Origin of the sequence: Bacillus sp. AF23 (genome assembly GCF_020861455.1) — a bacterium.
Classification (GTDB): domain Bacteria; phylum Bacillota; class Bacilli; order Bacillales; family Bacillaceae; genus Bacillus; species Bacillus halotolerans.
In genome coordinates, this window is sequence record NZ_JAJHVY010000037.1 from 247,047 (window position 1) to 271,130 (window position 24,084).

Sequence of the window (24,084 nt, forward strand, 5' to 3'; positions counted from 1 at the left end):
TCCTTTTTTATGATTACACCATCACCTTGCACATATTGTTCGTAAATTCCACAGGGTCCTGAATCGGCAGACCTTCGATCAGAAGCGCCTGGTTGTACAGGAGATTTGTGTACAGGCTTAGTTTCTCTTTATCTTGTTCAAAAGCGTTCTGCAGCGTGTTGAATACCTCATGATTCGGGTTGATTTCCAGCACTTTGTCCGCTTTTACATTTTGGCTGTCCGGCATCGCGTTTAAGATTTTTTCCATCTCGATTGTCACTTCACCGTCAGCTGCGAGGCAGACCGGATGAGATTTGAGGCGTTTCGATACTCTGACGTTTTTCACTTTGTCAGACAGGATATTTTTCATTTCCTCAAACAGATCCTTGTACTTGCTTTCCTCTTCTTCAGACTGATTTTGATCCTCTTCTGAATCGATGCCAAGATCGCCGCTTGATACAGATTTGAACTCTTTTTCCTGATATGAAGCAAGCATTTTGATCGCAAATTCATCGATGTCCTCTGTAAAGTAAAGAATTTCATAGCCTTTGTCCGCTACCATTTCCGTTTGCGGCAGTTTTTCAATGCGATCGTAAGAATCACCGGTCGCGTAATAAATGTATTTCTGCTCTTCAGGCATTCTGGATACGTACTCGTCCAGGCTGACCAGTTTTTTCTCTTTGGAAGAGTAGAATAATAAGAGATCCTTCAATTGATCTTTATTCGCGCCAAAATCATTGTACACGCCGAACTTCAGCTGTCTGCCGAACGATTTGTAGAAGGTCTCATATTTTTCTCTGTCTTTTTTCAGCAGGCTCTGCAGCTCGCTTTTGATCTTTTTGCTGATGTTTTTCGCAATCAGCTTCAGCTGGCGGTCATGCTGCAGCATTTCTCTAGAAATGTTCAGCGATAGGTCCTCAGAATCGACCATACCCTTCACAAAACTGAAGTGGTCCGGAAGCAGATCCGCGCATTTGTTCATGATGAGCACGCCGTTGGAATAGAGCTCCAAGCCTTTCTCATATTCCTTAGAATAATAGTCAAACGGCATGTTTTCAGGAATAAATAAAATGGCGTTGTAGCGCACGGCACCGTCCACGCTGATATGGACGTGAGTGAGCGGTTTATCAAATCCGTAATGCTTTTCAGAATAGAACGTTTCATAGTCCTCATCTGTCAGCTCGCTCTTGTTTTTTCTCCAGATCGGCACCATGCTGTTAACCGTCTGTTCCTCCTGCACCTCTTCAAATTCATTCTCGCTGCCTTCCTTCGGCTTATTAACCGTTGTATCCATTTTGATCGGGTAGCGAATGAAGTCAGAGTACTTTTTGATGATCGCTTTTAAACGGTATTCTTCTAAAAACTCATCATAGCTCTCATCTTCCGTGTTCTCTTTGATCTTCAGGATAATGTCTGTGCCGACAGAATCCTTTTCACACGGCTCAATTGTATAACCGTCTGCGCCAGCAGATTCCCATTTATACGCTTCTTCGCTGCCGAGCGCCTTACTGATAACGGTCACCACATCGGCTACCATAAACGCCGCATAAAATCCGACACCGAATTGCCCGATGATGTCATGGCCGTCTTTCTGTTCGTTTTCTTTTTTAAACGCAAGAGAGCCGCTTTTCGCGATCGTACCGAGGTGCTGTTCAAGCTCGTCCTTTGTCATTCCAATCCCTGTATCCGTGATGGTCAGTGTTCTCGCGCCTTTGTCAGCCGCGACTTTTATGTAGTAATTGTCTTTATCGAAGGTCAGCGCATCGTCTGTCAGCGCTTTGTAATAGATTTTGTCAATCGCGTCACTCGCATTGGAAATTAACTCACGAAGAAAGATTTCTTTTTGAGTGTAAATGGAGTTAATCATCATATCCAGCAGTCGTTTGGACTCTGCTTTAAACTCTTTTTTGGCCATTCCGCTCTCTCCTTTTTCATGCTTTGTGATGTTATGTAAACTCTTTTCAGCATCTATTTATCATAAATGATGACTCATGTCAATACGGTCTTCATCAAAGATTAATAGATGCATATATATGTAAATTTAACATTAGTTGGGGGTATTTTCACTATTTTTTCTAGACAGTCTGATAAGAAAAAGAGAGGATTAGCCTCTCTTTTGTCCTGCATCATTCCAACGGCTAAACTCCCGCTTCATCCAAATATGCACCGGATAGAAAAACAAACAGAACGGTATCAGAAACAATAGATTATGCCATGAAGCATTCAGAAATGCGCTAGCTGTAACCGGAAACGTAATCTCTTGCAATAAAAAAGAGATGACAGTCAGCACAGCAAACGCAGCCGGAATCATAATGAGACAATAAAATTTGAGTTCCTTCTTATGCTGTATCTTCAAAACACTTAAAACCTCCCAACAATTTCTAGTTCATTTTAACATATGCAGGCATTTCTTTTCTCACATGTTTATCAGTACACACAGCGGGAAGACAACTAGAAAAAGGAGGACTCGTGTCATGAGAAGACTTGAAAATAAAACCGCAGTGATCACAGGCGCCGCAACAGGCATTGGACAAGCAACGGCAGAGGTTTTTGCCAATGAAGGCGCGCGTGTGATGATCGGAGACATCAATACAGATCAAATGGAAGATACAGTTGAAGCAATCAGGCAAAACGGAGGACAGGCGGATGCCTTTCACCTCGATGTGTCAGATGAAAACAGCGTGAAAGCTTTTGCTGATCAAATCAAGGAGGCGTGCGGAACGATAGATATTCTGTTTAATAACGCCGGCGTCGATCAGGAAGGCGGAAAGGTGCACGAATACCCCGTTGAGCTATTTGACCGCATTATGGCCGTCGACCTGCGCGGCACATTCCTTTGCAGCAAATATCTGATTCCGCTTATGCTCGAAAAGGGAGGCTCCATTATCAACACCTCCTCCATGTCAGGCCGGGCCGCGGACCTCGACCGCTCCGGCTATAACGCCGCAAAAGGCGGCATCACAAACCTGACAAGAGCGATGGCAATTGATTACGCAAGAAACGGCATCCGCGTCAATTCCATTTCTCCGGGCACGATCGAAACGCCGCTGATTGATAAACTGGCCGGCACCAAGGAACAGGAAATGGGCGAGAAATTCCGCGAAGCCAACAAATGGATCACACCGCTCGGCCGCCTCGGCAAGCCGAAGGAAATGGCAACGGTGGCGCTGTTCCTCGCATCTGACGACAGCTCATACGTTACAGGAGAAGACATCACCGCAGACGGCGGCATCATGGCATATACATGGCCTGGGAAGATGCTGATTGATGAGAAATGGAAGGAAGAAACGAAATAAGAGAGGGGATTCAGCCACTCTCTTTTCTGTTTTTCAAAGCAATATAATCTTATACTTCTTCACATCCAAAAACTGCAAAAACTCCCTGGCCAGCACCCTCGGATCGTGCGCCTTTCCCTCATCCAGCCGATACAACATCAAACCGATAATCATAGCGGAGACATAATAAGCATAAAGTTTCTTCCCCGCGCGGATATCAAGCTGCTGGTACAGGTAAAAAGATTCCAGCGCTTTGAACATGCTGGGTATCACATGAGGAATTCCCCATTCAGGATTGAGAAACCGGACAATGGGCGAGCGTTCCGATAATGCAGAAAGCAGGCTGGCAAGCGCCGTCTCAGCTTTCGCTAAAGAAAGCTCATCCGGACTGGCACTCACCGTCAGCCGATCAATCATATCTGCACACGATTGATGAATCATCGCTTGTAACAGTTCATCTTTATTGGCATAGTGATCATAAAAGGTCGCCCTGCGGATGTTGCTTTTTCTGGTGATATCCGAAATGGTCACCGCCGCATAGTCTTTTTTCTCCGCCAATACGTCCAGCAAAGCCTCTTGCAGCGCCTGTCTCGTGCGGACAACACGCCGGTCAACCTGCTTTCTCTCCTCCGGCTCCGCTTCAACAGCCTGCCCAAACAGCCAATAAAACCGTTTCTGAGAAACGAGTTCCCATACCTTGTGACTGATGGCTTGCGGAGATGCAGACGCATCCTCATTCAGCCAGTACAAAATAATGGCATACGTATACAAAGCCCTGTAATGTCCGTAAATCTCCTGCTCCATCGGCGTCAAATTCACATGAACCGGAGACAGCATGACATCCTGCTGAAACACATCTTTAAAAAACCGGTGGAAATTGTGATACGGTACGTTGTCTCTGACCATCATTGCTGAAAAAAAAGATTGATGCTGATGAACAAAAGACAATGTTGGATGCACTGTTTGCCGCTTTTGGCTGAGATGAAGTGTATCCATGTGCTTGAAGGCTTCGTAGAGCGCTTCGCTCAATCCTTCCTGCATGTCACTCATTAAATCCTCAATGATTGAAAACTTATCCTCGTAATAAAGATAGAGCGTCGCGCGGCTCACTTGTGCGTGTTCAGCAATTTCTTTCATTGTAATCTGTCGAATATCCCTTTTTTCTAATAAATCCAGAAGCGCCTGTTTGATTTGAGCCTCAGCAGATTCCGGCAAAAAAGTCACCTCCAAACTTAGACAGATGTTCGATATATGTACGGTAACGTATAGATGATTCTCCGTTGTCTCTCTTATAGAAAAGATACCACTTTATAATAGTTCCGAGATAAGCAGAAAGCAAATGAGGGGGATTTACAATGGAACAGCAAATAAAAGATGACATTCAGCGCGTCTTCCAGCTTCAGAAAAAACAGCAAAAAGCATTGCGGGCTTCAACAGCGGAACAGCGTAAAGAAAAGCTTCAACGCTTTTTGGATTCCGTCATTGCACATGAAGAGGAAATCATCGAAGCGATCCGCAAAGACGTGCGGAAGCCATATCACGAGGTCAAAAAAGCGGAAATCGAAGGAACAAAAAAAGCAATCCGAGATAATATGAACAACCTGGAAACATGGATGGCGCCTAAAGAAGTCGGTTCATCGTTAAGCCCCGAGGCAAATGGGATTCTCATGTACGAGCCAAAAGGCGTAACACTCATCCTTGGCCCGTGGAACTATCCGTTTATGCTGACAATGGCGCCGCTTGCCGCTTCTCTCGCAGCCGGAAACAGCGCCATTGTGAAGCTGTCAGACTTTACGATGAACACAAGCAACATTGCCGCAAAAGTCATCCGAGATGCTTTTGATGAAAAAGAAGTCGCGATTTTTGAAGGAGAGGTTGAGGTGGCAACCGAACTTCTGGATCAGCCATTCGACCATATTTTCTTCACCGGAAGCACAAATGTCGGAAAAATCGTCATGACAGCGGCTGCCAAACACTTGGCATCTGTCACGCTTGAGCTTGGCGGCAAGAGCCCGACAATCATTGACAGTGATTACGACTTAATGGACGCAGCAAAAAAAATTGCTGTCGGCAAATTCGTAAACGCCGGCCAAACCTGCATCGCACCGGATTATATCTTCATTAAGAAAGATGTACAGGACAAGTTCGCGGGCATTTTACAAACAATCGTCAACGCAGGATTTATGGAGGATGATCGCAATCCGGACCGCAGCAAATTTACGCAGATTGTCAACGACCGCAACTTCAACCGCGTCAAAGACCTTTTCGACGACGCTATCGAGAAAGGCGCGGAAGTCGTGTTCGGCGGCGTATTTGATGCAAGCGACCGTACGATCTCGCCAACCGTTTTGAAAAACGTTACGCCAGATATGAAGATCATGCAGGAAGAAATCTTTGCACCGATCCTGCCAATGATGAACTATGAAGACATCAACGAGGTCATCGATTATGTAAATGACCGCGATAAACCGCTCGCGCTTTATGTATTCAGCCACAACCAAGACCTGATCGACAACGTCCTTCAGCATACAACATCAGGCAACGCAGCCATTAACGATGTTGTCGTTCACTTCAGTGACGTCAACCTGCCATTCGGCGGCGTGAACACAAGCGGAATCGGCTCCTACCATGGGGTATACGGATTCAAAGAGTTTTCTCATGAGAAGGGTGTATTGATCCAAGCCTCTAAATAATTGGAGTGAAGAGAATCTGCATCACCTTGCAGGTTCTTTTTTATCATTCTATTCACCTAAAGATAAAAAGGTAAAATAAAGAAATGAATAGTGATAAAATACCATTTTCACTACGAGACCAAATTCCTCTAGTATATCTCATTGAAACCGCACAGCCTCTAACGTATAATATCCCAGGAAACTTCAAAGGAGAGAATATTATACATGGAAAAGCCAGCTGGATTTTGGATTCGGGCAGTTGCCTCTATTATTGATGATTTAATTATCTATTTTTTTGCTTTTATTATGATCCAAATTAACACCTTCATTGTCCTGCCTCTCATTGATGCAGGAAGCTCCTATATGACACAAGAGCAATATAAATTTTATATCCTGATATTCGGGACGATCCCTGTTATCGCCATCATATATATCTTCGGCATTCTTTATTATAGCTTGCTGACTTCTTCAAAAATGCAAGCAACACTAGGCAAAAAACTTATGGGCATCATCGTTGTCAATCAGTATGGCGAGCGAATTTCATTTTGGCACAGCTTTGGCCGTTTTTTTGCTTACATACCATCAGGAATTTTGTATATCGGTTACATTATGGCGGCTTTCCCCTCTAAACTGGCATTACACGATTATATTTGCGGGACTAAGGTTATCTATAAAAATAAACATCTTGATTGATACCAAAAACAGGCTGCCGAGATCACCTCGCCAGCCTGTTCTGCTATTTTCCAAAAGCCATCAGCTTCGTATAACTTCCAATATAAAGTGTTCCGTCCTCAGCAAGCTGGGGAGATGACACGACGTTGCTGTCGGTTTGATAGCTCCATAATTCATTGCCGTTTGCGTCCGCCGCATAAACCTTCATATCATCTGACCCGAAATAGACCGTTCCCTTCGCGTCAATCAGCGGCGCCGTTCTGACAGGGCCGTCTGTGTAGAATGACCAGTTCATATCCCCGTTTTTGCTGATGGAAAACAGCTCGCCGCTTCCTGAACCGATATAGATGTTGCCGTTATGGTCGATCGCAGGCGATGAACTTGAGAACCCGTTGAGAGGGAATGTCCATTTTAAGCTGCCTGTTGACGTATACGCATACAGCTGTCCGTCTTGGTTGCCGGCATACACGGTGCCATCCCTATCAATCACCGGATATCCTTTAAACGCATTTGACGTCGTTCTGGACCATTTCACCTGTCCGGTTCCGGAATTGATCGCATAAAACACGTTATTGTATGTGCCGACATACACGGTGCCGTTTGAGGCAAGCACCGGCACAGAGCTGACGACACCATTTGTTTTCAACTTCCAGCGCTCTGTCCAAGTTGATTTTGACGTCGGTTTGATCGCGTGAACATAATTATCAAGTGTTGAGAAGTACAACGTGCCGTCTGAACCGATCACCGTTTCAGAGCTTGGCCCGCCGCTTAACGGAACCGTTGTTAAAATCTCACCCGTTTCCTTGTCGATAAAATAAATCTTTTTATCATAAGATGCCAGATAGATAACACCGTTGGTTCCGAGTACAGGAGATTGTGTGAACGTTTTTCCCAGATTGCCCGTCACCCATTTGACTGAGCCGTCCGGATTAAAGGCTTTCATTTCCCCGTCTCTGGAATGAAGATATACTGTGCCGTCTCCGTCAATCACAGCCCCCGCTCCATTCTGCGGAGTCGTTCTGATGTCGTTTTGCCATTTCAGCGTCCCGTCTGTATTGCCAGCGAATCGACTCTCGCGTGACCAGTTAAACATGGCAGGCGCCATAGCTTGTACATCATACCTTCCTGTTAAAAAGCCGGATGCTCCATTATTTTGAGAAAACACCGTTTCCGCCGCGTAAGCAGCTGCCGGCTGAAGCACTTTGGCAGCGGGCACATCAGAAACAGCGCCGGCCGAAACAGCAGCCGCCACCGCAGCTCCCGCAATCAAAGCTTTCATACGAAATGACATGATCATCATTGAGACCCCCATTATATGTATTTTCTAATATATGATCATCATAACATATTCATCCATTTTATCATTCTGCTTCACAAAACCATCACAAACTAGAAAACTATGTCAGGCTGTTTGCGACGTTTTTTCAGCAACTGAACGAAACGCAGCCACAAACCAAATAACGTTGACAGCAGCCGCAGCGAGACTAATCCCAATCACAAAGATCACATCAGAAAACGGATGGTCACTGAAGAAACTATACATCAAGATAAACCCGGCTGAAGACAAGTGAATCAGCATCCCAAAGCCGCAAAGCACCGCCATGACATACCTCATCGCATCTACTCCGAGCATATAAATGATTAAAGGAATAAAATATAATACAAAAATCATACCGATAGCTGACCACATGCCGACTGAATTAAATTGATTGGCCGCCCCTCCCGTTCCGGCCAGCGGCGAAAGTGAAGCCGCAACAATCATCACGCAAAAAAGGAACGCAGAAATCGCAGTCACGATCATCACGCTATTTTTTCTGGACATGATCAATTGGCACCTCCTAAAATAGAAATATTAACCTTTATTATAATAAGGTAAAATCTAATAAAAATCGATGGTATTTCTAAAAACACCCATAAAAAAAGATATACTCCATTCATTTGAAATAGAGTATATCTGGAAAAAACGTTAAGAACTGAACATCTGATCCATTTGTTTCAGTTCATCTTTTGATAAATGAAGATTTGCTGTTTTGATATTCGTCTTGAGCTGGCCAGGCCGAGTGGCTCCAGGGATGATCAAATCAATCCCAGGCTGATGCAGCAGCCATGACAAAGCGACCTGTGCCGGCTCCGCTTGTTTTTGTTCAGCAAACCGCTTTAATTTCTCCACCTTCTTAAGGTTTTTCAGATACGCATCACACTGAAAAAGCGGGTGATTTGCTCTTGATGCGTCAGTAAAGACATCATCCGCTTTGTACCGTCCGGCAAGCAGTCCCGCGGCCAGCGGATAAAACGGGATAACAGAAATTTCTTTTTCCATGCAGTATGGAAGGATGTGCTCCTCCGCATGTCGAGCAAGTAAAGAATACTCGGTTTGAAACACGTCAAGATGGCCGCCAGCATTAAACTCTTGCAGCTGGCGGAAGTCCAGGTTTGATGCGCCAATGGCTCTTATTTTGCCTTCCTTTCTTAAATCCGCCAGTGCGTTTGCAGCTTCACCTAACGGAGTCCTGCTGTCTGGAAAATGCAGAAACAGGATGTCGATATAATCCGTTTTCAATCGGACAAGTGCGTCTTCCGCAGCCTTGCGCAGTGCTGACGGGCGAATGTCGGTCTTAACAGTCCCGTTCACATACTCTGGAGACGGAGAAAGTTTCGTTGAAATGACGACTTTCTCACGATTGCCGCGCTGGTTCACCGCCTCGCCAATCAGCTCCTCAGACCTGCCCAAGCCATATAAATAAGCTGTATCAACAAAATCAATGCCTTCATCAAATGCGGCGTGAATAAGATTTTTCCCCATCGCTTCTGTCACATTGGGATACATCATTGTATTGCCGACAACACTTGCACCTAATCCAATGCTGAAAGCACTCAGTCCTGTTTTTCCAATCGTTACTCTGTTCATGTATAAAACACTCCCCTAGATATGCATTCCCCTGCTTTCAGGGTTGTGTTTTATGCTAAAACCTGGTGTTAACACCAGGTCAATACCTATTTTTTGATATGATGCGGAGGGCCAAACCCTTCCCCGCTCTCCAGCTTCGCTTCGATCAGCTCCCACACCTGCTGCAGCTCACTTTGCTTCTGTTTCAATTTCTCCTGGTAATTTATCAGCAGCTCGCGCTGAGTATCATCCAAGCGATCTGTCTGTTCCTGCAGGCTGAGGAACGGCTTCATTTCCTCTAAAGACATGCCCGTTTTCTTCAAACATCTGATGAACAGCAGACGTTTCTTGTCATCCTCACTAAACACCCGATGGCCGTTCGCCTTTCGTTTAACCGGCGGAAGCAAGCCGATTTTCTCATAATAACGAACCGCATCCTCAGTCATTTGGCACTGCTCCATGACTTCTTTTAATGTATAAGGCATGTTTTTTCACCGTCCGTGGTAGTTTTATATAGTAGAAAACAAAGGATAAAAGACTCATTTTTCAGTAATATCAGGATTTTATCACCATATCATATTGCAAAAGCTTTTTTTACAAAGTATACTGTTCCAGATTAATTCAAAGGAGAGAGAAATATACATGGGAAAAACCGGCAGGATTTTGGATTCGTGTTTTAGCTTATTTGATTGATGGCATTATTGTATCTGTTCCTAGCTATATTATTCTATTTATTATCAATTCCGTATTTATCGCTGGATCCATCGCAACAGACCCATACATGACACAAGACGAATATATGGTGAAATACTTGACGCTTGCATTTTTGCCAACCATGCTGATTATGATCGTCATCAGTGTGTTATATTACGGGCTGCTTACAGCTTCTAAAATGCAAGGCACGCTCGGCAAGAAAATTCTCGGGCTGAAAGTAGTCAATGAACAAGGCGGACGCGTGTCTGTCGGGCAGGCAATCGGCCGTTACTTTGCGTACATATTATCTGGAATTATCTTTTATATCGGTTTTATCATGGTGGCATTCGGAGAGAAAAAGGGCCTTCATGACATCATTTGCCGTACACGGGTTGTATATAAATAATTGAAAACATGAAAAAGTCTAGACGTCAATTATGAGTCTAGACTTTTATTTATCTATGATTTCTTCAAGATCGGCTGCCGCTTCATATACGTAAGGCTCCTCCAAAGCCACTCAAACGGCCCCATTCGGAATGCCCGCAGCCAAAGATGGCTGATGGTCATTTGAAGGGCACATACCGCGATCGTGATCAGCACGCCCGCAGCCGGATATACTTTGCCGTATAACCCCAACCCGTAATGATAGAAAATCCACGTACAAATGATTGATTGCATGAGATAGTTGGTAAATGCCATTCTCCCGACTGCGGAAAAGTATTGCAGCGGCTTAGCCAGTTTTGTCTTATGATAAAGATACACAATCGTTGTGACGTAGAAAAACATAAGAAAAGGCGCACCAACCAGCAAAAATACTTCCATTTCGGTCACACTGTACAATATATGAGCGCTGATGCCAATGACCAGCCCAGACAGCCATACTCTTTTTAACGCTTTGCGGTGCTTTTCCGGCTGATGCAGAAATCTTGATTTTGCCGCCGCGGCTCCCAGCAAAAACATACTGAAATATGGGATGGAGGCAAAAAAGAAATTCAGCGGATTATAGGTCAGCATGCCATTCATTGACATATAAACGAGCCGATCGTGGATTCGCTGTTCCGCAATGTCTTTCAGGCTGCCGTTTCCGTAAGCATGCAGCGCCTGCTTCGCTTGCTGAATGGCTGCTTGTGCCCATTCTTGTCCGTTTGCTTGATGAAAGCTTGCCAAAATGAACGGCAGAGAAAACAGGAGGTACAAAGAGACTGCCCATATCAACAGTGTTTTCGGCTTTGCTTTTCTGAACAAAAGTAAAACCAAACCAAGCAGGGCGTATTCCGTTAAGATATCCCCGTCCCATATCAAAAAAGCATGAATGGTTCCAAAGATGAAGAGCGCCAATAATCTTCTGATATAAAGCGGGACAAAACGTTTTCCTTTGCTTAACGCTCTCTCCATCATCACCACCATGCCAAACCCAAATAAAAATGAAAACAGTAAAATACATTTGGTTTGAATCAAAAATTTCAATATTTCTGCTGCAGCAAAGTCTGCACCAGACCACTTTTCCGTGAAAAAATTATCCTTTCCAAGCATAGACAAATACATATCCGGATAACTGAAGTGCGCCAAATTCACAAATAGGATGCCGAAAATGGCAATTCCTCTTAACACGTCAAGCACACCAATCCGCTCATTTGTCAGAGTCGGCTGTAATGAAGCCATATGGATCACGCTCCTTTTTTCTATACCTCAAGCGTATGAAAAAAAGAAGCGAAGAAACATCGATTTAGGTGGCAGCGCAAAGGAAAAACCTTACAATCTCGTCACCTTCACAATAAAAAACCAGGCTTCACAGGAAGCCCGGCGGAGATATTATGGTTTCATGACCTTTAAATCTAATGTCTCGATATTCTGCAAGACACGGTCGAATCGCAAAGCTTGAGGCTCACTCGGGAAAATATGCCCTTCATACGGATCTCCTAACGTGCGGAAAAACGGCTCGAATAAGCCCGGAACCAATACACCCACCATTTTTGTATAGTGAGAATCCAAGCGATATGAGTGTATAGTGTTGGCAGGAACATGCAGGAAATCTCCAGGATTAAGCTGAATTTCTTCACCATCGGCCCACATCGTCATTTGCCCTTCAAGGCAATAGAAAGTTTCTGTATGATGCTCATGATAATGATCAACGATGCGATCGCCTTTAGGGCCTTCAGATGATACAACGATAAATTGCCCGTCCGTATTCTTTTGCGCAGCCACAATGCGATGAAGCTGATCGCCCGTCAACAGGCGGTCTCCTTCTCCAGACTCAAGCACATATGGAACAACGCCAGCCGGAAGTTCTGTATTCTCCACTAGTTTTGGAGCACCGGCACGGTTTTCATCCTCCGCAAATATAATGTCCGCCGCCTCAGCCGCTTTTGCAAAACGCTCTTTTGATACCTCTTCGCTTGCGTGCGGCGGATGTTCAGCGTGATCATACGGCGTTCCAAGCACGGAATACATATGTGCGACATTCCCTTTCATTGTGTAAGACACCAGCCGTGTTCTGTGGCTCTGCATCCGATAGCTGTGCGGTGTTCCGGCCGGAATGTTCGCATAATCACCAGCTGCTAAAAGATGATGTTCTCCATCAAGCGTCAGTTCAAGCTTACCGTCCAGAACAAGAAGCCCTTCATGCGTATTTTTGTGAATATGAAGCGGAAAGGCATCTCCTTTTCCCCCAGAAAGCAGCACGATCTCGAACAAATCTCCCGTGCTCTTTCCGTTTGCCATCACTGTCGCGACCTGTCTGCCGAACAAATAGCGCTCTCCCTCTCCGCTGCGAAGCAAGTAAGGCACTTTTTCTTTGGGCAGTGAATGTTTACTTAACGTTTTCATGTTACGTCCTCCAATTTAGACCAGTCTATATATCAGGTTTCCTACTAGACCGTTCTACATAATTGTAGGGGAAAGGATAACAAATTGCTACCCTTTTTTCCTCACCAATACTGGAATTTGTTCGGCAATGAGAAGAAGGGGCGTTTTGTCTTTATTCGTTAAAGAAAGCATAATACCGCCTTCAATCATCGAATTGATCAGCATTCCCAGCTGACTTGCTTCTTCTTCTGCAAATCCGTTTTCCATTAATTTTCTGGCGAAAACCGCTTCCCAGCTTTTAAACACCTTCATGCAAACCGTGCGCAGCGGCTCGCTGATTAACGCCGTTTCACTCGCCAGCAAGCCGACTGGAATCCCTTGAATGCTTTCCGTATTGTCAAACTGGCTGGCGGTTTTTTCAATAAAACGCTGAATCGCTTCAACAGGATCAGAGGACTCATCCATGCTTTTCTGTATCACATGTTCAACGATCTTACCCGTATATGTAACCGCTTCAATTGCTAATTCTTCTTTGCCATTCGGAAAAAAGTGATAAAGCGATCCCTTAGGAGCACCGCTTTCTTTCACAATCTGGTTTAAGCCTGTCGCGTGATATCCTTGCAGCTGGAACAGACGTGACGCTGTGTGAAGGATTTTTTCACGTGAATCTCCTCTGCTAGTCATTGAAACATTCCCTCCTAGGTATGGTAGAGCGACTTATATAATATAAAAAAGAACCATGGGATTGTCAAAAGGGGTAAGAACCTTCTGGATGGGGTAAATGTAGACAAACATGTCTAGGAGGGGATTCCCGATGACAACTGATGATACGGTCACCAATACTGAACAGCTTGAACAGCAAAGCCCGAAAAAGAAGCTCAAACTGAAAAAAGTAAAGGATCAAGTCATCGTCATTACCGGTGCTACAAGCGGAATCGGACTCGTCACCGCGAGAATGGCAGCCGAAAAAGGGGCAAAAGTCGTCGCAGCAGCCCGAAATGAAGACGCCCTTCAGGAGCTCGTTGATGAAGTAAAGAAAAAAGGGCACGAAGCCATCTATGTAAAAGCGGATGTGGGAAAAGAAGAAGACGTCAACCGCATCGCAGAAACCGCGATCAGCACATTCGGCCGCTTTGACACATGGGTTAACAACGCCGCTGTTTCGGTTTTCGGACACGCTATGGATGTTACCACCGAAGACATGAAGCGCGTGTTTGACACCAATTTCTGGGGTCCGGTCTATGGAACAAGGGCAGCCGTCAAACACTTTACAAGCAGAGGCGGTCCGGGTGCTCTCATCAATGTAGGAAGCCTGTTCGGCGACAGAGGAACCGTCATTCAATCCACCTACGCGTCTGCGAAATTCGCGCTTCACGGATGGACAGAAAGCATCCGAATGGAGCTTGAAAAAGAACAGGTACCGGTCTCGGTCACACTCATCCATCCAGGCAGAATCGACACCCCTTACAACGAACACGCCAGAAGCTACCTGGACAAACAGCCGGCTCATTACCGCTCTATGATCTACCCGCCGGAAGCTGCAGCCGAAGCCATTCTGTTTGCCGCTGAACATCCGAAACGCGACATGTACATCGGCTCGCAGGCAAAAGCCATCGCCATGCTGGGTGCACTCTTTCCCCGGCTGACCGACAGACTCATGGAAAAAATCATGTACTACAGCCAGCATGCGGAAAGGCCGTCCAAACCGCGTGAAGAAAGCGCGCTTTACCATCCGGGCTACGGCATGCATGACAGGGGGACAAATAAAGGGTGGCTTCGGTCAAGAAGCTATTATGCAAAGGCCACAAAGCGCCCAGCGGTAACTGCGGCAGTGGCTGTCGGGCTTGCTTGCGTCTGGGCTGCCGTTAAACGCACCAAATGAGACCTTCCATCATTTAATTGCACACCATAAAACCCATGCAGATGTAACATAGCGCATGGGTTTTTTGATGTTAATCGACAAAGGCCTTGTTCATACGCTGGAGAAGTTCGCCAAACATCTCTTTTTGATGTATTGACCACTCTTTCAGCATCTGTTCATCTAAGCGCATCTGCTGATCTGCCTTTAATGCTTGTTTGCCGAGTTTTGTAATGGTAAACAGACCGGACTCTTCTATCGGAAGGATCGGTAAAACGATAGAGGAGCTCCTTGGCTTCTAAAGCTGCAGCTTGTCTCAAAAGCATTTGAATATGGAGAACTAGCCGTATCCATGAGTTCTGTCTCCATGACACTCTATGCGGTTCTCGGCTCATTTTTCGGACCGCTTGTCATCTGGCTGTTTCATATGTAATAAAGAAGACTGCCCCGGAGGAGGGCAGTCTTTTTTGGGATACGAATCGGCGAAAGTAAACAGGCATTTTGGCCTGTTTATTTTAGTTCTCCAATATCTCTTAAATATTGTTCACGCTCTTTTTTATCGGGGTAAGCGGTTTTGATGTATTCTTCTTTTTCTTTCTTGGTGTATTCGCTCCAATCTGTAAAACGATTACCTACATCCTCAGGGTAACTCATTCCGTCCACTTTATTGGAATCATAAATTAAATCTGCTGAGAAGTAAAACTTATCTGGATTGTCATTTATATATCCATTTACTATTATTCTTCCCATTGGGTTTATTTCAACTTTATCCTCGAAAGTAATTTTTTTAATAAAATTATGAATATCTTCCTCCTTTAGATGTTCTTTAATTTTTGGTTTCATCTTTTCTACATATTCTTCTGCTTTTTCTTTATCGCTTTTTTCTTCTTTTTTCACTGTCTGTTTACCTCCAGTCTCTTCTGTTGTTCGATCTGATATATTCATTTTTTTTACTATTCCGTAAGAAATACCTAATACAACAATCAATACGATCGTACCTATTATAAGTATTTTTTTTACAAATGACATGGTATTTCATCCTTTTTTAATTTATTATACAATATATACAAGTTTTTGGAGAGTGAAGTTATGTCTAGAAAAAAGAATTCACTTACAGACGAAGATTATAATAAAGCATCAAGTGCTGCATATAATCTTAGAAACTATCGTATTGGTACTAACATTGAGATAAGTAATGGACAAAAGTTATATGTAGTTGATCATAAAAAAACGAAAAAAGGGCTTGATGCCCTTACTTTAGTATCCGAAAAAGATTACAAAATTTCCAACCATGGAAAAGACAAAGAAAAAATCCAAAACGCCATCATCGCATACCGCGGATCAGAACCTATCAGCACTAACCAATTAAAAGAAACGATTAAGGAAACAAATCAGCGTGGAAAAAGAGAAGAGCTCATTAAAGAACTAGAGAAAAAAGGGATCAATATTCCAGCTGAAGAAGATGGGTCTTCTTTTGACTCAGTAACAGGTTTCTCTGAATATGCAAATGAGATCATCCAAGATTGGCTCCACATGGATACTAGTTATCTAGTTGGCAAAAAGCCGTTTGATGATGGAACAGATAACCAGGCCATTCAGGCAGATCATTATGCAAAAAAAATACATAAAGACTTTAAAAATGCTGACATTCAAGTCACCGGTCACTCATTAGGCGGATCTAATGCAAGCTATGCAGTCGTGATGAATGACTTTATAGACCGCGGTGTCACCTTCGAGAATCCTAACATATATGAAAACCTGCCTAAGGATGTAAAAGCCCGGGCGTTAAAGGGAGAGTTTCGCAGCCGTTTAACAGAATATATTAATTTAAATGATGGATTATCCTTGCTGAATCGGGATGCTGCTGAAGTAGGCAAAGTAAAAGTGATGTATGACGATGCTTTGCCCAATGGTGTACAGAATAATAGCCTCCCTGATGAAGTGAAAATGCTGGGTCTTGGACTGAAACATTATGGCAATCAATCTCTTGATATCACACTATTTGCTGAAGCCTTAATGGGAAGTCACGGCTTGGATCGATACAGCTTCCATTCAGATGGCTCTGCCCAAACTGTGGATGATGTTTTAAAGAACAACCCTGACTTTGCATTAGCGATGCTAAACCAAATGAAATCAACGAATGTGAAGGCCAATACAGGTGTTTCGATTCTTATCAAATCACATGTATTAATGAATACAAGTACTCAGTTGAAACATATTGCCGAAACGGAATGGTCAAAAATGATTCGCCAGATTGAAAGAATTGATGACAAAGTAAAGGATTCAATTGAGGATGTCAGGAATATGCATACACGAATGGTTGGTTTTGGCGCCTATGACGAATTATCAGTTTCCGATGTCGATGATCTGATCAATCAGATCAAGATGAACAAACCGCACCACCTTTTTTACTCAAAAGAAAAATATGATCAGGCAGTAGATGCAGCGCTCAATCTGCAACACTTTCTGCAGATGATTGCAGATGATCTCGGACATATGGGACATGCGTATCATGATGCAGATCTGGCAGCGGCCAGTCGAATGGGGATTTCATAAGGAGAGAAAGAAACATGGATTTTATGAATAAGAAACCAACAGATGCTGACCGTTTTATGCAAAAAATGACGAGTCAGCATTCAAGCACTTCAATTTTTTCAAATGCTGATGTAAATACCTCTGAAATGACACCTGAACAATTGGCGGCGTTTAAAGAGAAGAAGCGACAAGAACAAAAATTGGCGTTGATGAATTCAATCAAAAAACAATTAAGCTATGCATTTCAGGAAGACCGTAAGAATTTGTCTTCGATCCTTGAAAACATTACAGATGCCGAGCAGGCTATAAAGACAAAACGAGAAATCCTTAACCATCATATGTCTGGAAAAGCAATAGATAGTGTCACTGATAAAATGAAAGATCACCTTTCATTTGATAAAGTTTATTCTGATGTTTCGAGTGTAATCAATTCCATTGACTTATAAGGTAGAGAGTCAATATAGCTTAAAATAAAGAAGATATCATCTCCGACGAAGCGGCGCAGCGAGAACGAATCACGGATGAAACTGTTCGCCTGGAAAACGATCATTAGCACAAAAAGCAGACTGTTCCCAGTCTGCTTTTCCCATTACGATCTAAAGAAATCAATCAGCGGCTGAAAATCCTTAGATAAATCAACGTCATTCGGCTCTGCTTGAAGCAGGCGGTCAATCATTTGCTCTAATTCCTCAATATCATTTTTATCTGTGTATTCAATGAAGTTTAAGCTTTCAAGCCAATCCCGGTATGAATGTTTGGCTTTGCCGTAGCTATTTCCAAAGACGAGGCATGGCGTTTTTGTGATAATCGAAAAGATCATAGCGTGAAGGCGGTCTGTCACCACCAATTGACTGGAACCAATGCGGTCGAGCATTTCCATGAAATGCTTTTCCCGATCCTCGTAATCAATCATATCGACCGTATCAAGCACCGTGTCTGTACGCTCCGCATAGGTTGTTTTTTCTGCCCATTTCATCATGTGTGAAATAAAATCTTCATCGGTTACCTTCTCCTTGTCCGCTCTTAAAATAAAAAGAACGCCGTCCCGTTCAAGCTCTTTCGGTACGATATCCAAAGACAGCACCATATCCGGTGTAAAGATGACATCTGAATTGAAGGTTTCTTTCACAACATCGAGCGTCTGTGTCTCCCGCGCGGCAATCGTTAAATTTGGATTTTGATGGTACGCATCCTGTGTTTTTTTCTTTTCTTTGTTTCCGTCCTCTGTATCTTCAAAATAGACGGATTGAGGAAGAGAAATGGATTTGTAGTCTTTAAACGCTGCAAAGACCTTCCTTCTGTCCTCCTCAATATCGAGGTAGAGGTTGCCCAGATTTCCTCCGCCGGTAAAGCAGACAATATCGTCTTCACGGATGATCTCCTTCACCAATTCGATGCCTTCGTCCGTCGCGTAGTCCATAATTTCAATATATTCATAGTACGGAAAATGATTTTTAATAAATTTCTCTTCCGCATACGCAATCGCTTGGTCTCCGATGTTTGTGTAACTCGGGGAACCAAACAAAAATACTTTTCGTTTATCGTTTAATAAGGCTTCGGGTTTTACATTCGGCGCGATCCCTTTACCTAGTTTTTTGCCTTTGATTTCTTGTACAGTCATGTCTGTGTCCTCCTTCTAGGTTGTGCTTGGTTATCTGTCTGTACCCAGAAAGGAGGGTGAATATGCACGGGCATGTGCTTGACCGGCTTTATATCAGATACATCGTTTTCGCCAGTTTTAAAGATGCCGCAATGTTTCTTGCCGTTCTTTCCATATTCTCAGCTGCATGCTCAAGTGCGTCTGCAAGGGGCTCGGCTCCCGGCACGATGCTAAAAAGGGCGTCCATCCCGTGTGCATAGACCGCATCACTGTCTCGCGAAACTGATCCCGCAAGTCCAATGACAGGCACATCGTATGCCTTAGCCGCTTTGGCCACGCCAATCGGCGTCTTGCCGTAAACTGTCTGGCTGTCAATCCGCCCTTCGCCGGTAATCACAAGATCTGCATCCTGAACCTCACTTTCAAACTGAACCGCATCGAGGACGATATCAATGCCTCTTTTCAAATCAGCACGAAGAAAAGTAAGCAGACTCCAACCGAGACCCCCTGCTGCACCGGCGCCCTCTGTTTCCCTGAAGCTTGTTTCAAGCGTTGTTTCAGCCACATCCGCAAAGTGAGACAGGTTCTGGTCAAGGATACGCACCATGTCAGGCGTGGCGCCTTTTTGAGGACCGAAAACAGCGGAAGCCCCTCTTGGCCCTGTTAACGGGTTATCCACGTCGCAGGCGACTTCAATTTTCACATTTCGTAATCTGGGATCAAGTCCTTCCACATCTATTGAGGAAAGCTGAGAAAGCGCACCGCCTCCGGGACCGATCTCACCGCCTGATTCATCAAGAAGCCTTCCGCCCAGCGCCTGAACCATTCCGGCTCCGCCATCATTTGTGACGCTTCCGCCGATTCCGATGATCAAACGCTCTGCACCCGCATCAAGAGCAGCAGCGATTAATTCTCCCGTTCCTCTAGTAGAAGTGACAAGCGGGTTTCTCGTCTCTGCGGGCACAAGATGCAACCCTGATGCGGCAGCCATCTCAATCACAGCTGTTTTTTCGTCTCCCATTATGCCAAAAAACGCTTTAACCGGTTCCCCCAGCGGACCCGTGACAATCTGCTCTTTTATGGTTCCGCCCGTGGCCTCAATTAATGACTGGACAGTCCCCTCACCGCCGTCCGCCATCGGCAGCTTCCGATATTCGGCATCGGGGAAAACCGTTTTGAAGCCTCTTTCTATGGCGTGAGCAGCCTCCAACGCTGATAAGCTTTCCTTAAAAGAATCCGGTGCAATAATGATTTTCATCCAATCGCCTCATTCAAAAAGTGATGATTTACACTGTCTTTTCTTCAATTTACCACAATTGATTTGGGCATATATACCAATTTATCAGGAAAAATTTTATTAAAAATTAGAAATGAAAGTGTTTGCATTAATAAAACATTCACGTTATCATACTTGTATACAAGTATACTCCTTAGTGAGGAAGGTGAGCATATGCTAGACTCCAAGGACCTGTTGTATCCCGCAAAATGGCTTTCAAAAGCGTCAACCGGCGTTCGCGTCGCATGCGAGCTGAGAATGCGGATTATTTCAGGCATGATTGAAAGCGGTACCATTCTATCAGAAAATACAATCGCGGCTGAGTTTTCAGTAAGCCGTTCGCCGGTTCGCGAAGCGTTAAAAATACTGGCTTCCGAAAAAATGATCCGTTTAGAACGAATGGGAGCGGTTGTGATTGGGTTAACTGAAAAGGAAATCGCAGAAATATATGACGTGCGTTTATTATTAGAAACATTTGTCTTTGAACGGCTGGTCAAAATCGACATTGAGCCTTTAGTCAAAGATCTCAGCAAGATTCTAGAAATAATGAAAGTCTCCATCAAATACGAGGACGCGGACGAGTTTTCATTTCAGGATGTGTTATTCCATGAAACGATTATCCGCGCCATTGATCACTCATACATTCAGATGATCTGGAACAATCTAAAACCCGTAATGGAAAGCTTTATTCTTTTATCTATGCGGGTACGGTTAAAGGAAAAGTACGAAGATTTCTCAAGGATTCTGGATAACCATGAGCTTTATATTCAAGCAATCAAAACAAAGGACAGGGCGCTGATGGTTCAGTCTCTGCACCAGAATTTTGACGATGTGCAAGAAAAAGTAGAGGACCTCTGGCTCTCACAACAAATGCTGGCAAAAGGAGCTGAACACAAAAATGACTAGTTATATGTTAGGAATCGATATCGGTACGACCAGCACAAAGGCTGTATTATTCACTGAAAACGGAGACGTGGTACAAAAAGAAAGCATCGGCTACCCGCTCCATACGCCAGACATCTCAACGGCTGAACAAAACCCGGAATTGATTTTTCAGGCTGTCATCCATACAACTGCAAAAATCACGAAACAGCACCCGGAAAAACAGATCTCATTTATTTCCTTCAGCAGCGCCATGCACAGCGTCATTGCCATGGGCGAAAATGATCAGCCTCTGACACCATGCATCACGTGGGCAGACAATCGAAGCGAGGGCTGGGCGCATAAGATCAAAGATGAACTCAACGGGCATGAGGTCTACAAACGAACAGGAACACCCATTCATCCCATGTCACCGTTAAGCAAAATTGCCTGGATCACAAACGAACGGAAAGAAATCGCTTCCAAGGCAAAAAAATATATCGGCATCAAAGAATACATCTTTAAACAGCTGTTTGATGAATATGTCATCGACTATTCCTTAGCATCAGCGACTGGCATGATGAACCTCAAAAGCTTGAATTGGGACGAGGAAGCGTTACACATCGCAGGGATCACGCCGGATCACTTATCCAAACTCGTGCCGACAACCGGTATCTTTCAGCACTGCAGCCCGGAATTAGCCATCCAGATGGGAATCGATCCGGAAACACCTTTTGTCATCGGCGCGAGCGACGGCGTACTGTCCAATCTCGGCGTCAATGCCATTAAAAAAGGAGAAATCGCCGTTACAATCGGTACGAGCGGCGCTATCCGAACCATTATCGACCAGCCGCAAACCGATGAAAAGGGGAGAATTTTCTGCTACGCGTTAACGGACAAGCATTGGGTCATCGGCGGTCCGGTGAACAATGGAGGCATTGTTCTTCGCTGGATCAGAGATGAATTTGCTTCGTCAGAAATCGAAACAGCGACAAGACTGGGAATTGACCCATATGACGTGCTGACGAAGATTGCTGAACGCGTCAGACCGGGTTCTGACGGCCTGCTGTTCCACCCGTATCTTGCCGGGGAACGCGCTCCGTTATGGAACCCGGATGTACGCGGCTCATTTTTCGGCCTGACCATGTCACATAAAAAAGAACATATGATACGTGCAGCATTAGAAGGGGTCATTTACAATCTGTACACTGTGTTCCTGGCGCTAACAGAATGCATGGACGGACCGGTCACCCGAATTCAAGCGACTGGCGGCTTTGCAAGATCAGAGGTTTGGCGGCAAATGATGTCGGACATATTCGAATCTGAAGTCGTCGTTCCTGAAAGCTACGAAAGCTCCTGTCTCGGCGCCTGCATTTTAGGCCTGTATGCGACAGGAAAAATCGACTCGTTCGAAGCCGTGTCCGACATGATCGGCAGCACGTACAGACATACGCCAATCGAAGACTCAGCCAAAGAATATAGAACATTAATGCCGATATTCATCAATCTATCAAGATCATTAGAAAATCAATATACCCAAATTGCAAATTATCAAAGAAGCCTAATTACACACAAATAGCACATGACATGAAGGGGAGGGCATTATCATGCCGTTAATCATTGTTGCACTTGGGATTTTGGCATTACTATTTTTAATTATGGGCTTGAAATTAAATACATTTATTTCCTTATTAGTTGTATCATTCGGCGTGGCACTGGCACTTGGGATGCCGTTTGATAAAGTTGTCAGCTCCATTGAAGAAGGTATAGGGGGGACACTTGGCCACATCGCACTCATCTTCGGACTCGGTGCGATGCTGGGCAAGCTGATTGCTGACTCAGGCGGCGCACAGCGTATAGCAATGACGCTCGTCAACAAATTCGGCGAGAAAAATATACAGTGGGCTGTTGTGATTGCTTCCTTTATTATCGGAATCGCGTTGTTCTTTGAAGTAGGATTGGTTCTATTAATCCCGATCGTATTCGCGATTTCAAGAGAATTGAAGATTTCTATTTTATATCTCGGTATTCCGATGGTCGCAGCATTATCCGTCACACACGGATTCCTGCCGCCGCACCCGGGACCGACAGCAATTGCCGGAGAATACGGCGCAAATATCGGGGAAGTGCTGCTGTACGGCTTCATTGTTGCTGTTCCGACAGTCCTGATTGCAGGGCCAATATTTACAAAGTTCGCGAAAAAAATCGTTCCTGCATCATTTGCGAAAAACGGAAATATCTCGTCACTCGGCACACAAAAAACATTCAAGCTTGAGGAAACACCAGGCTTTGGAATCAGTGTGTTTACAGCCATGCTTCCGATTATCATCATGTCGATCGCAACCATCATTGATTTGCTTCAGGAAACAATAGGATTTGCGGATAACGGTCTTCTGGCTTTCATCCGTTTGATCGGGAATGCATCGACTGCCATGATCATCTCACTGCTCGTTGCTGTTTACACAATGGGAATCGCACGCAACATTCCCATCAAAACCGTCATGGACTCTTGTTCTACAGCCATCTCGCAAATTGGCATGATGCTGCTGATCATCGGGGGAGGCGGCGCCTTTAAACAAGTGTTAATCAACGGCGGTGTCGGCGACTACGTAGCGGATTTATTCAAAGAAACGGCATTATCGCCGATTCTGCTGGCATGGCTCATCGCAGCGATCCTGCGCATCTCCTTAGGATCAGCAACCGTTGCCGCATTAAGCACGACGGGACTCGTCATTCCATTGCTGGGACAGTCCGATGCCAACCTTGCATTAGTGGTGCTCGCAACAGGCGCAGGAAGCGTCATCGCTTCACACGTCAACGATGCCGGCTTCTGGATGTTCAAAGAATACTTTGGATTAAGCATGAAAGAAACATTTGCCACATGGACCTTGCTGGAAACAATTATCTCCGTTGCTGGACTAGGATTTATATTATTGTTAAGTTTAGTTGTATGAAATTAATGAAGGAGATG

The 24,084-nt window shown here is 44.5% G+C and carries 23 protein-coding genes and 2 pseudogenes; 11 read left to right on the forward strand and 14 right to left on the reverse strand.

Features of this window, described 5'->3' with window-relative positions; all coding sequences use genetic code 11:
- Nucleotides 1-13: 13 nt before the first annotated feature.
- Nucleotides 14-1,894 (reverse strand): molecular chaperone HtpG, encoded by a 1,881-nt coding sequence (htpG, locus tag LNN34_RS20575; protein ID WP_229044445.1) that lies wholly within the window; start codon nucleotides 1,892-1,894, stop codon nucleotides 14-16.
- Nucleotides 1,895-2,083: 189 nt separating this feature from the next.
- Nucleotides 2,084-2,335 (reverse strand): hypothetical protein, encoded by a 252-nt coding sequence (locus tag LNN34_RS20580; RefSeq protein WP_229044447.1) that lies wholly within the window; start codon nucleotides 2,333-2,335, stop codon nucleotides 2,084-2,086.
- 118 nt (nucleotides 2,336-2,453) lie between these two features.
- On the opposite strand from LNN34_RS20580, the gene LNN34_RS20585 reads away from it, so the two are divergent.
- Complete coding sequence (locus tag LNN34_RS20585) at nucleotides 2,454-3,275, forward strand: SDR family oxidoreductase (RefSeq protein ID WP_229044449.1); 822 nt, start codon at nucleotides 2,454-2,456, stop codon at nucleotides 3,273-3,275.
- Between the two features lie 33 nt (nucleotides 3,276-3,308).
- Here the strand turns inward: LNN34_RS20585 and LNN34_RS20590 are convergent, their stop codons facing one another.
- Nucleotides 3,309-4,469 (reverse strand): TetR/AcrR family transcriptional regulator, encoded by a 1,161-nt coding sequence (locus LNN34_RS20590; protein ID WP_229044452.1) that lies wholly within the window; start codon nucleotides 4,467-4,469, stop codon nucleotides 3,309-3,311.
- A 140-nt stretch (nucleotides 4,470-4,609) separates the two neighbouring features.
- Here LNN34_RS20590 and LNN34_RS20595 point away from each other — a divergent pair, with 140 nt between their 5' ends.
- Both LNN34_RS20595 and LNN34_RS20600 read left to right on the forward strand, forming a co-directional pair.
- Nucleotides 4,610-5,947, forward strand: a complete 1,338-nt coding sequence (locus LNN34_RS20595) for an aldehyde dehydrogenase family protein (protein ID WP_229044455.1) — start codon at nucleotides 4,610-4,612, stop codon at nucleotides 5,945-5,947.
- Between the two features lie 204 nt (nucleotides 5,948-6,151).
- Nucleotides 6,152-6,619, forward strand: coding sequence for an RDD family protein (locus LNN34_RS20600; protein WP_059335293.1), 468 nt, complete (start codon nucleotides 6,152-6,154; stop codon nucleotides 6,617-6,619).
- Nucleotides 6,620-6,662: 43 nt separating this feature from the next.
- On the opposite strand, the gene LNN34_RS20605 is transcribed toward LNN34_RS20600, so the two are convergent.
- The 4 genes from LNN34_RS20605 to LNN34_RS20620 all read right to left on the reverse strand — a co-directional run bounded on the left by LNN34_RS20605 (nucleotide 6,663) and on the right by LNN34_RS20620 (nucleotide 9,970).
- Nucleotides 6,663-7,895, reverse strand: a complete 1,233-nt coding sequence (locus tag LNN34_RS20605; protein ID WP_229044492.1) for a PQQ-binding-like beta-propeller repeat protein — start codon at nucleotides 7,893-7,895, stop codon at nucleotides 6,663-6,665.
- A gap of 105 nt (nucleotides 7,896-8,000) precedes the next feature.
- A complete protein-coding gene (locus LNN34_RS20610; protein WP_229044457.1) occupies nucleotides 8,001-8,420 on the reverse strand; it encodes a DUF5391 family protein in 420 nt (139 codons plus the stop codon).
- A gap of 144 nt (nucleotides 8,421-8,564) precedes the next feature.
- Nucleotides 8,565-9,506, reverse strand: a complete 942-nt coding sequence (locus LNN34_RS20615; protein WP_229044459.1) for an aldo/keto reductase — start codon at nucleotides 9,504-9,506, stop codon at nucleotides 8,565-8,567.
- An 86-nt stretch (nucleotides 9,507-9,592) separates the two neighbouring features.
- Complete coding sequence (locus LNN34_RS20620; RefSeq protein ID WP_229044461.1) at nucleotides 9,593-9,970, reverse strand: MerR family transcriptional regulator; 378 nt, start codon at nucleotides 9,968-9,970, stop codon at nucleotides 9,593-9,595.
- Nucleotides 9,971-10,104: 134 nt separating this feature from the next.
- On the opposite strand from LNN34_RS20620, the gene LNN34_RS20625 reads away from it, so the two are divergent.
- Nucleotides 10,105-10,584 carry an RDD family protein gene (locus LNN34_RS20625; RefSeq protein WP_229044494.1) on the forward strand — a complete coding sequence of 160 codons (480 nt, stop codon included), beginning with the start codon at nucleotides 10,105-10,107 and terminating at the stop codon, nucleotides 10,582-10,584.
- Between the two features lie 53 nt (nucleotides 10,585-10,637).
- Here LNN34_RS20625 and LNN34_RS20630 read toward each other — a convergent pair whose 3' ends face one another.
- The 3 genes from LNN34_RS20630 to yxaF form a co-directional block, all read right to left on the reverse strand.
- Nucleotides 10,638-11,840, reverse strand: coding sequence for a DUF418 domain-containing protein (locus LNN34_RS20630; RefSeq protein WP_059335295.1), 1,203 nt, complete (start codon nucleotides 11,838-11,840; stop codon nucleotides 10,638-10,640).
- 150 nt (nucleotides 11,841-11,990) lie between these two features.
- Nucleotides 11,991-13,004, reverse strand: coding sequence for a quercetin 2,3-dioxygenase (locus LNN34_RS20635; RefSeq protein ID WP_229044462.1), 1,014 nt, complete (start codon nucleotides 13,002-13,004; stop codon nucleotides 11,991-11,993).
- An 87-nt stretch (nucleotides 13,005-13,091) separates the two neighbouring features.
- Nucleotides 13,092-13,667, reverse strand: a complete 576-nt coding sequence (yxaF, locus tag LNN34_RS20640) for a transcriptional regulator YxaF (protein WP_059292158.1) — start codon at nucleotides 13,665-13,667, stop codon at nucleotides 13,092-13,094.
- Nucleotides 13,668-13,797: 130 nt separating this feature from the next.
- On the opposite strand from yxaF, the gene LNN34_RS20645 reads away from it, so the two are divergent.
- The gene (locus LNN34_RS20645; RefSeq protein ID WP_229044463.1) at nucleotides 13,798-14,865 is read left to right on the forward strand and encodes an SDR family oxidoreductase; all 1,068 of its coding nucleotides are present in this window, start codon (nucleotides 13,798-13,800) and stop codon (nucleotides 14,863-14,865) included.
- A gap of 70 nt (nucleotides 14,866-14,935) precedes the next feature.
- On the opposite strand, the pseudogene LNN34_RS20650 reads toward LNN34_RS20645, so the two are convergent.
- Nucleotides 14,936-15,179, reverse strand: a pseudogene (locus LNN34_RS20650) (MarR family transcriptional regulator); the annotation flags it as partial.
- Here LNN34_RS20650 and LNN34_RS22040 point away from each other — a divergent pair.
- A pseudogene (locus tag LNN34_RS22040) lies at nucleotides 15,158-15,274 on the forward strand (LrgB family protein); the annotation flags it as partial. The pseudogenes LNN34_RS20650 and LNN34_RS22040 sit on opposite strands and share 22 nt — an antisense overlap.
- A 77-nt stretch (nucleotides 15,275-15,351) precedes the next feature.
- On the opposite strand, the gene LNN34_RS20655 reads toward LNN34_RS22040, so the two are convergent.
- Nucleotides 15,352-15,870, reverse strand: coding sequence for a DUF1433 domain-containing protein (locus LNN34_RS20655; protein WP_010332558.1), 519 nt, complete (start codon nucleotides 15,868-15,870; stop codon nucleotides 15,352-15,354).
- 60 nt (nucleotides 15,871-15,930) lie between these two features.
- Here LNN34_RS20655 and LNN34_RS20660 point away from each other — a divergent pair, with 60 nt between their 5' ends.
- Together LNN34_RS20660 and LNN34_RS20665 are read left to right on the forward strand one after the other, a co-directional pair.
- Nucleotides 15,931-17,397 carry a lipase gene (locus LNN34_RS20660; protein WP_229044464.1) on the forward strand — a complete coding sequence of 489 codons (1,467 nt, stop codon included), beginning with the start codon at nucleotides 15,931-15,933 and terminating at the stop codon, nucleotides 17,395-17,397.
- A gap of 14 nt (nucleotides 17,398-17,411) precedes the next feature.
- Entirely contained in the window at nucleotides 17,412-17,822 is a 411-nt protein-coding gene (locus tag LNN34_RS20665; protein ID WP_101865054.1) for a hypothetical protein, read from the forward strand.
- Nucleotides 17,823-17,965: 143 nt separating this feature from the next.
- Here LNN34_RS20665 and LNN34_RS20670 read toward each other — a convergent pair whose 3' ends face one another.
- Nucleotides 17,966-18,997, reverse strand: a complete 1,032-nt coding sequence (locus LNN34_RS20670; RefSeq protein WP_059292156.1) for a polysaccharide pyruvyl transferase family protein — start codon at nucleotides 18,995-18,997, stop codon at nucleotides 17,966-17,968.
- A gap of 88 nt (nucleotides 18,998-19,085) precedes the next feature.
- Nucleotides 19,086-20,234: a glycerate kinase gene (locus LNN34_RS20675; RefSeq protein ID WP_101865055.1), complete on the reverse strand. Its 1,149-nt coding sequence runs from the start codon at nucleotides 20,232-20,234 to the stop codon at nucleotides 19,086-19,088.
- Nucleotides 20,235-20,426: 192 nt separating this feature from the next.
- Here LNN34_RS20675 and gntR point away from each other — a divergent pair, with 192 nt between their 5' ends.
- The 3 genes from gntR to gntP are packed head-to-tail and all read left to right on the forward strand — an operon-like array spanning nucleotide 20,427 to nucleotide 24,067.
- Complete coding sequence (gene gntR, locus LNN34_RS20680; protein WP_044160140.1) at nucleotides 20,427-21,158, forward strand: gluconate operon transcriptional repressor GntR; 732 nt, start codon at nucleotides 20,427-20,429, stop codon at nucleotides 21,156-21,158.
- The gene (gene gntK / locus LNN34_RS20685; protein WP_101865056.1) at nucleotides 21,151-22,692 is read left to right on the forward strand and encodes a gluconokinase; all 1,542 of its coding nucleotides are present in this window, start codon (nucleotides 21,151-21,153) and stop codon (nucleotides 22,690-22,692) included. The genes gntR and gntK overlap by 8 nt, the downstream gene beginning before the upstream one ends.
- Before the next feature lie 28 nt (nucleotides 22,693-22,720).
- Nucleotides 22,721-24,067 carry a gluconate permease GntP gene (gntP, locus tag LNN34_RS20690; RefSeq protein WP_044160144.1) on the forward strand — a complete coding sequence of 449 codons (1,347 nt, stop codon included), beginning with the start codon at nucleotides 22,721-22,723 and terminating at the stop codon, nucleotides 24,065-24,067.
- The last annotated feature ends 17 nt before the right edge of the window (nucleotides 24,068-24,084 follow it).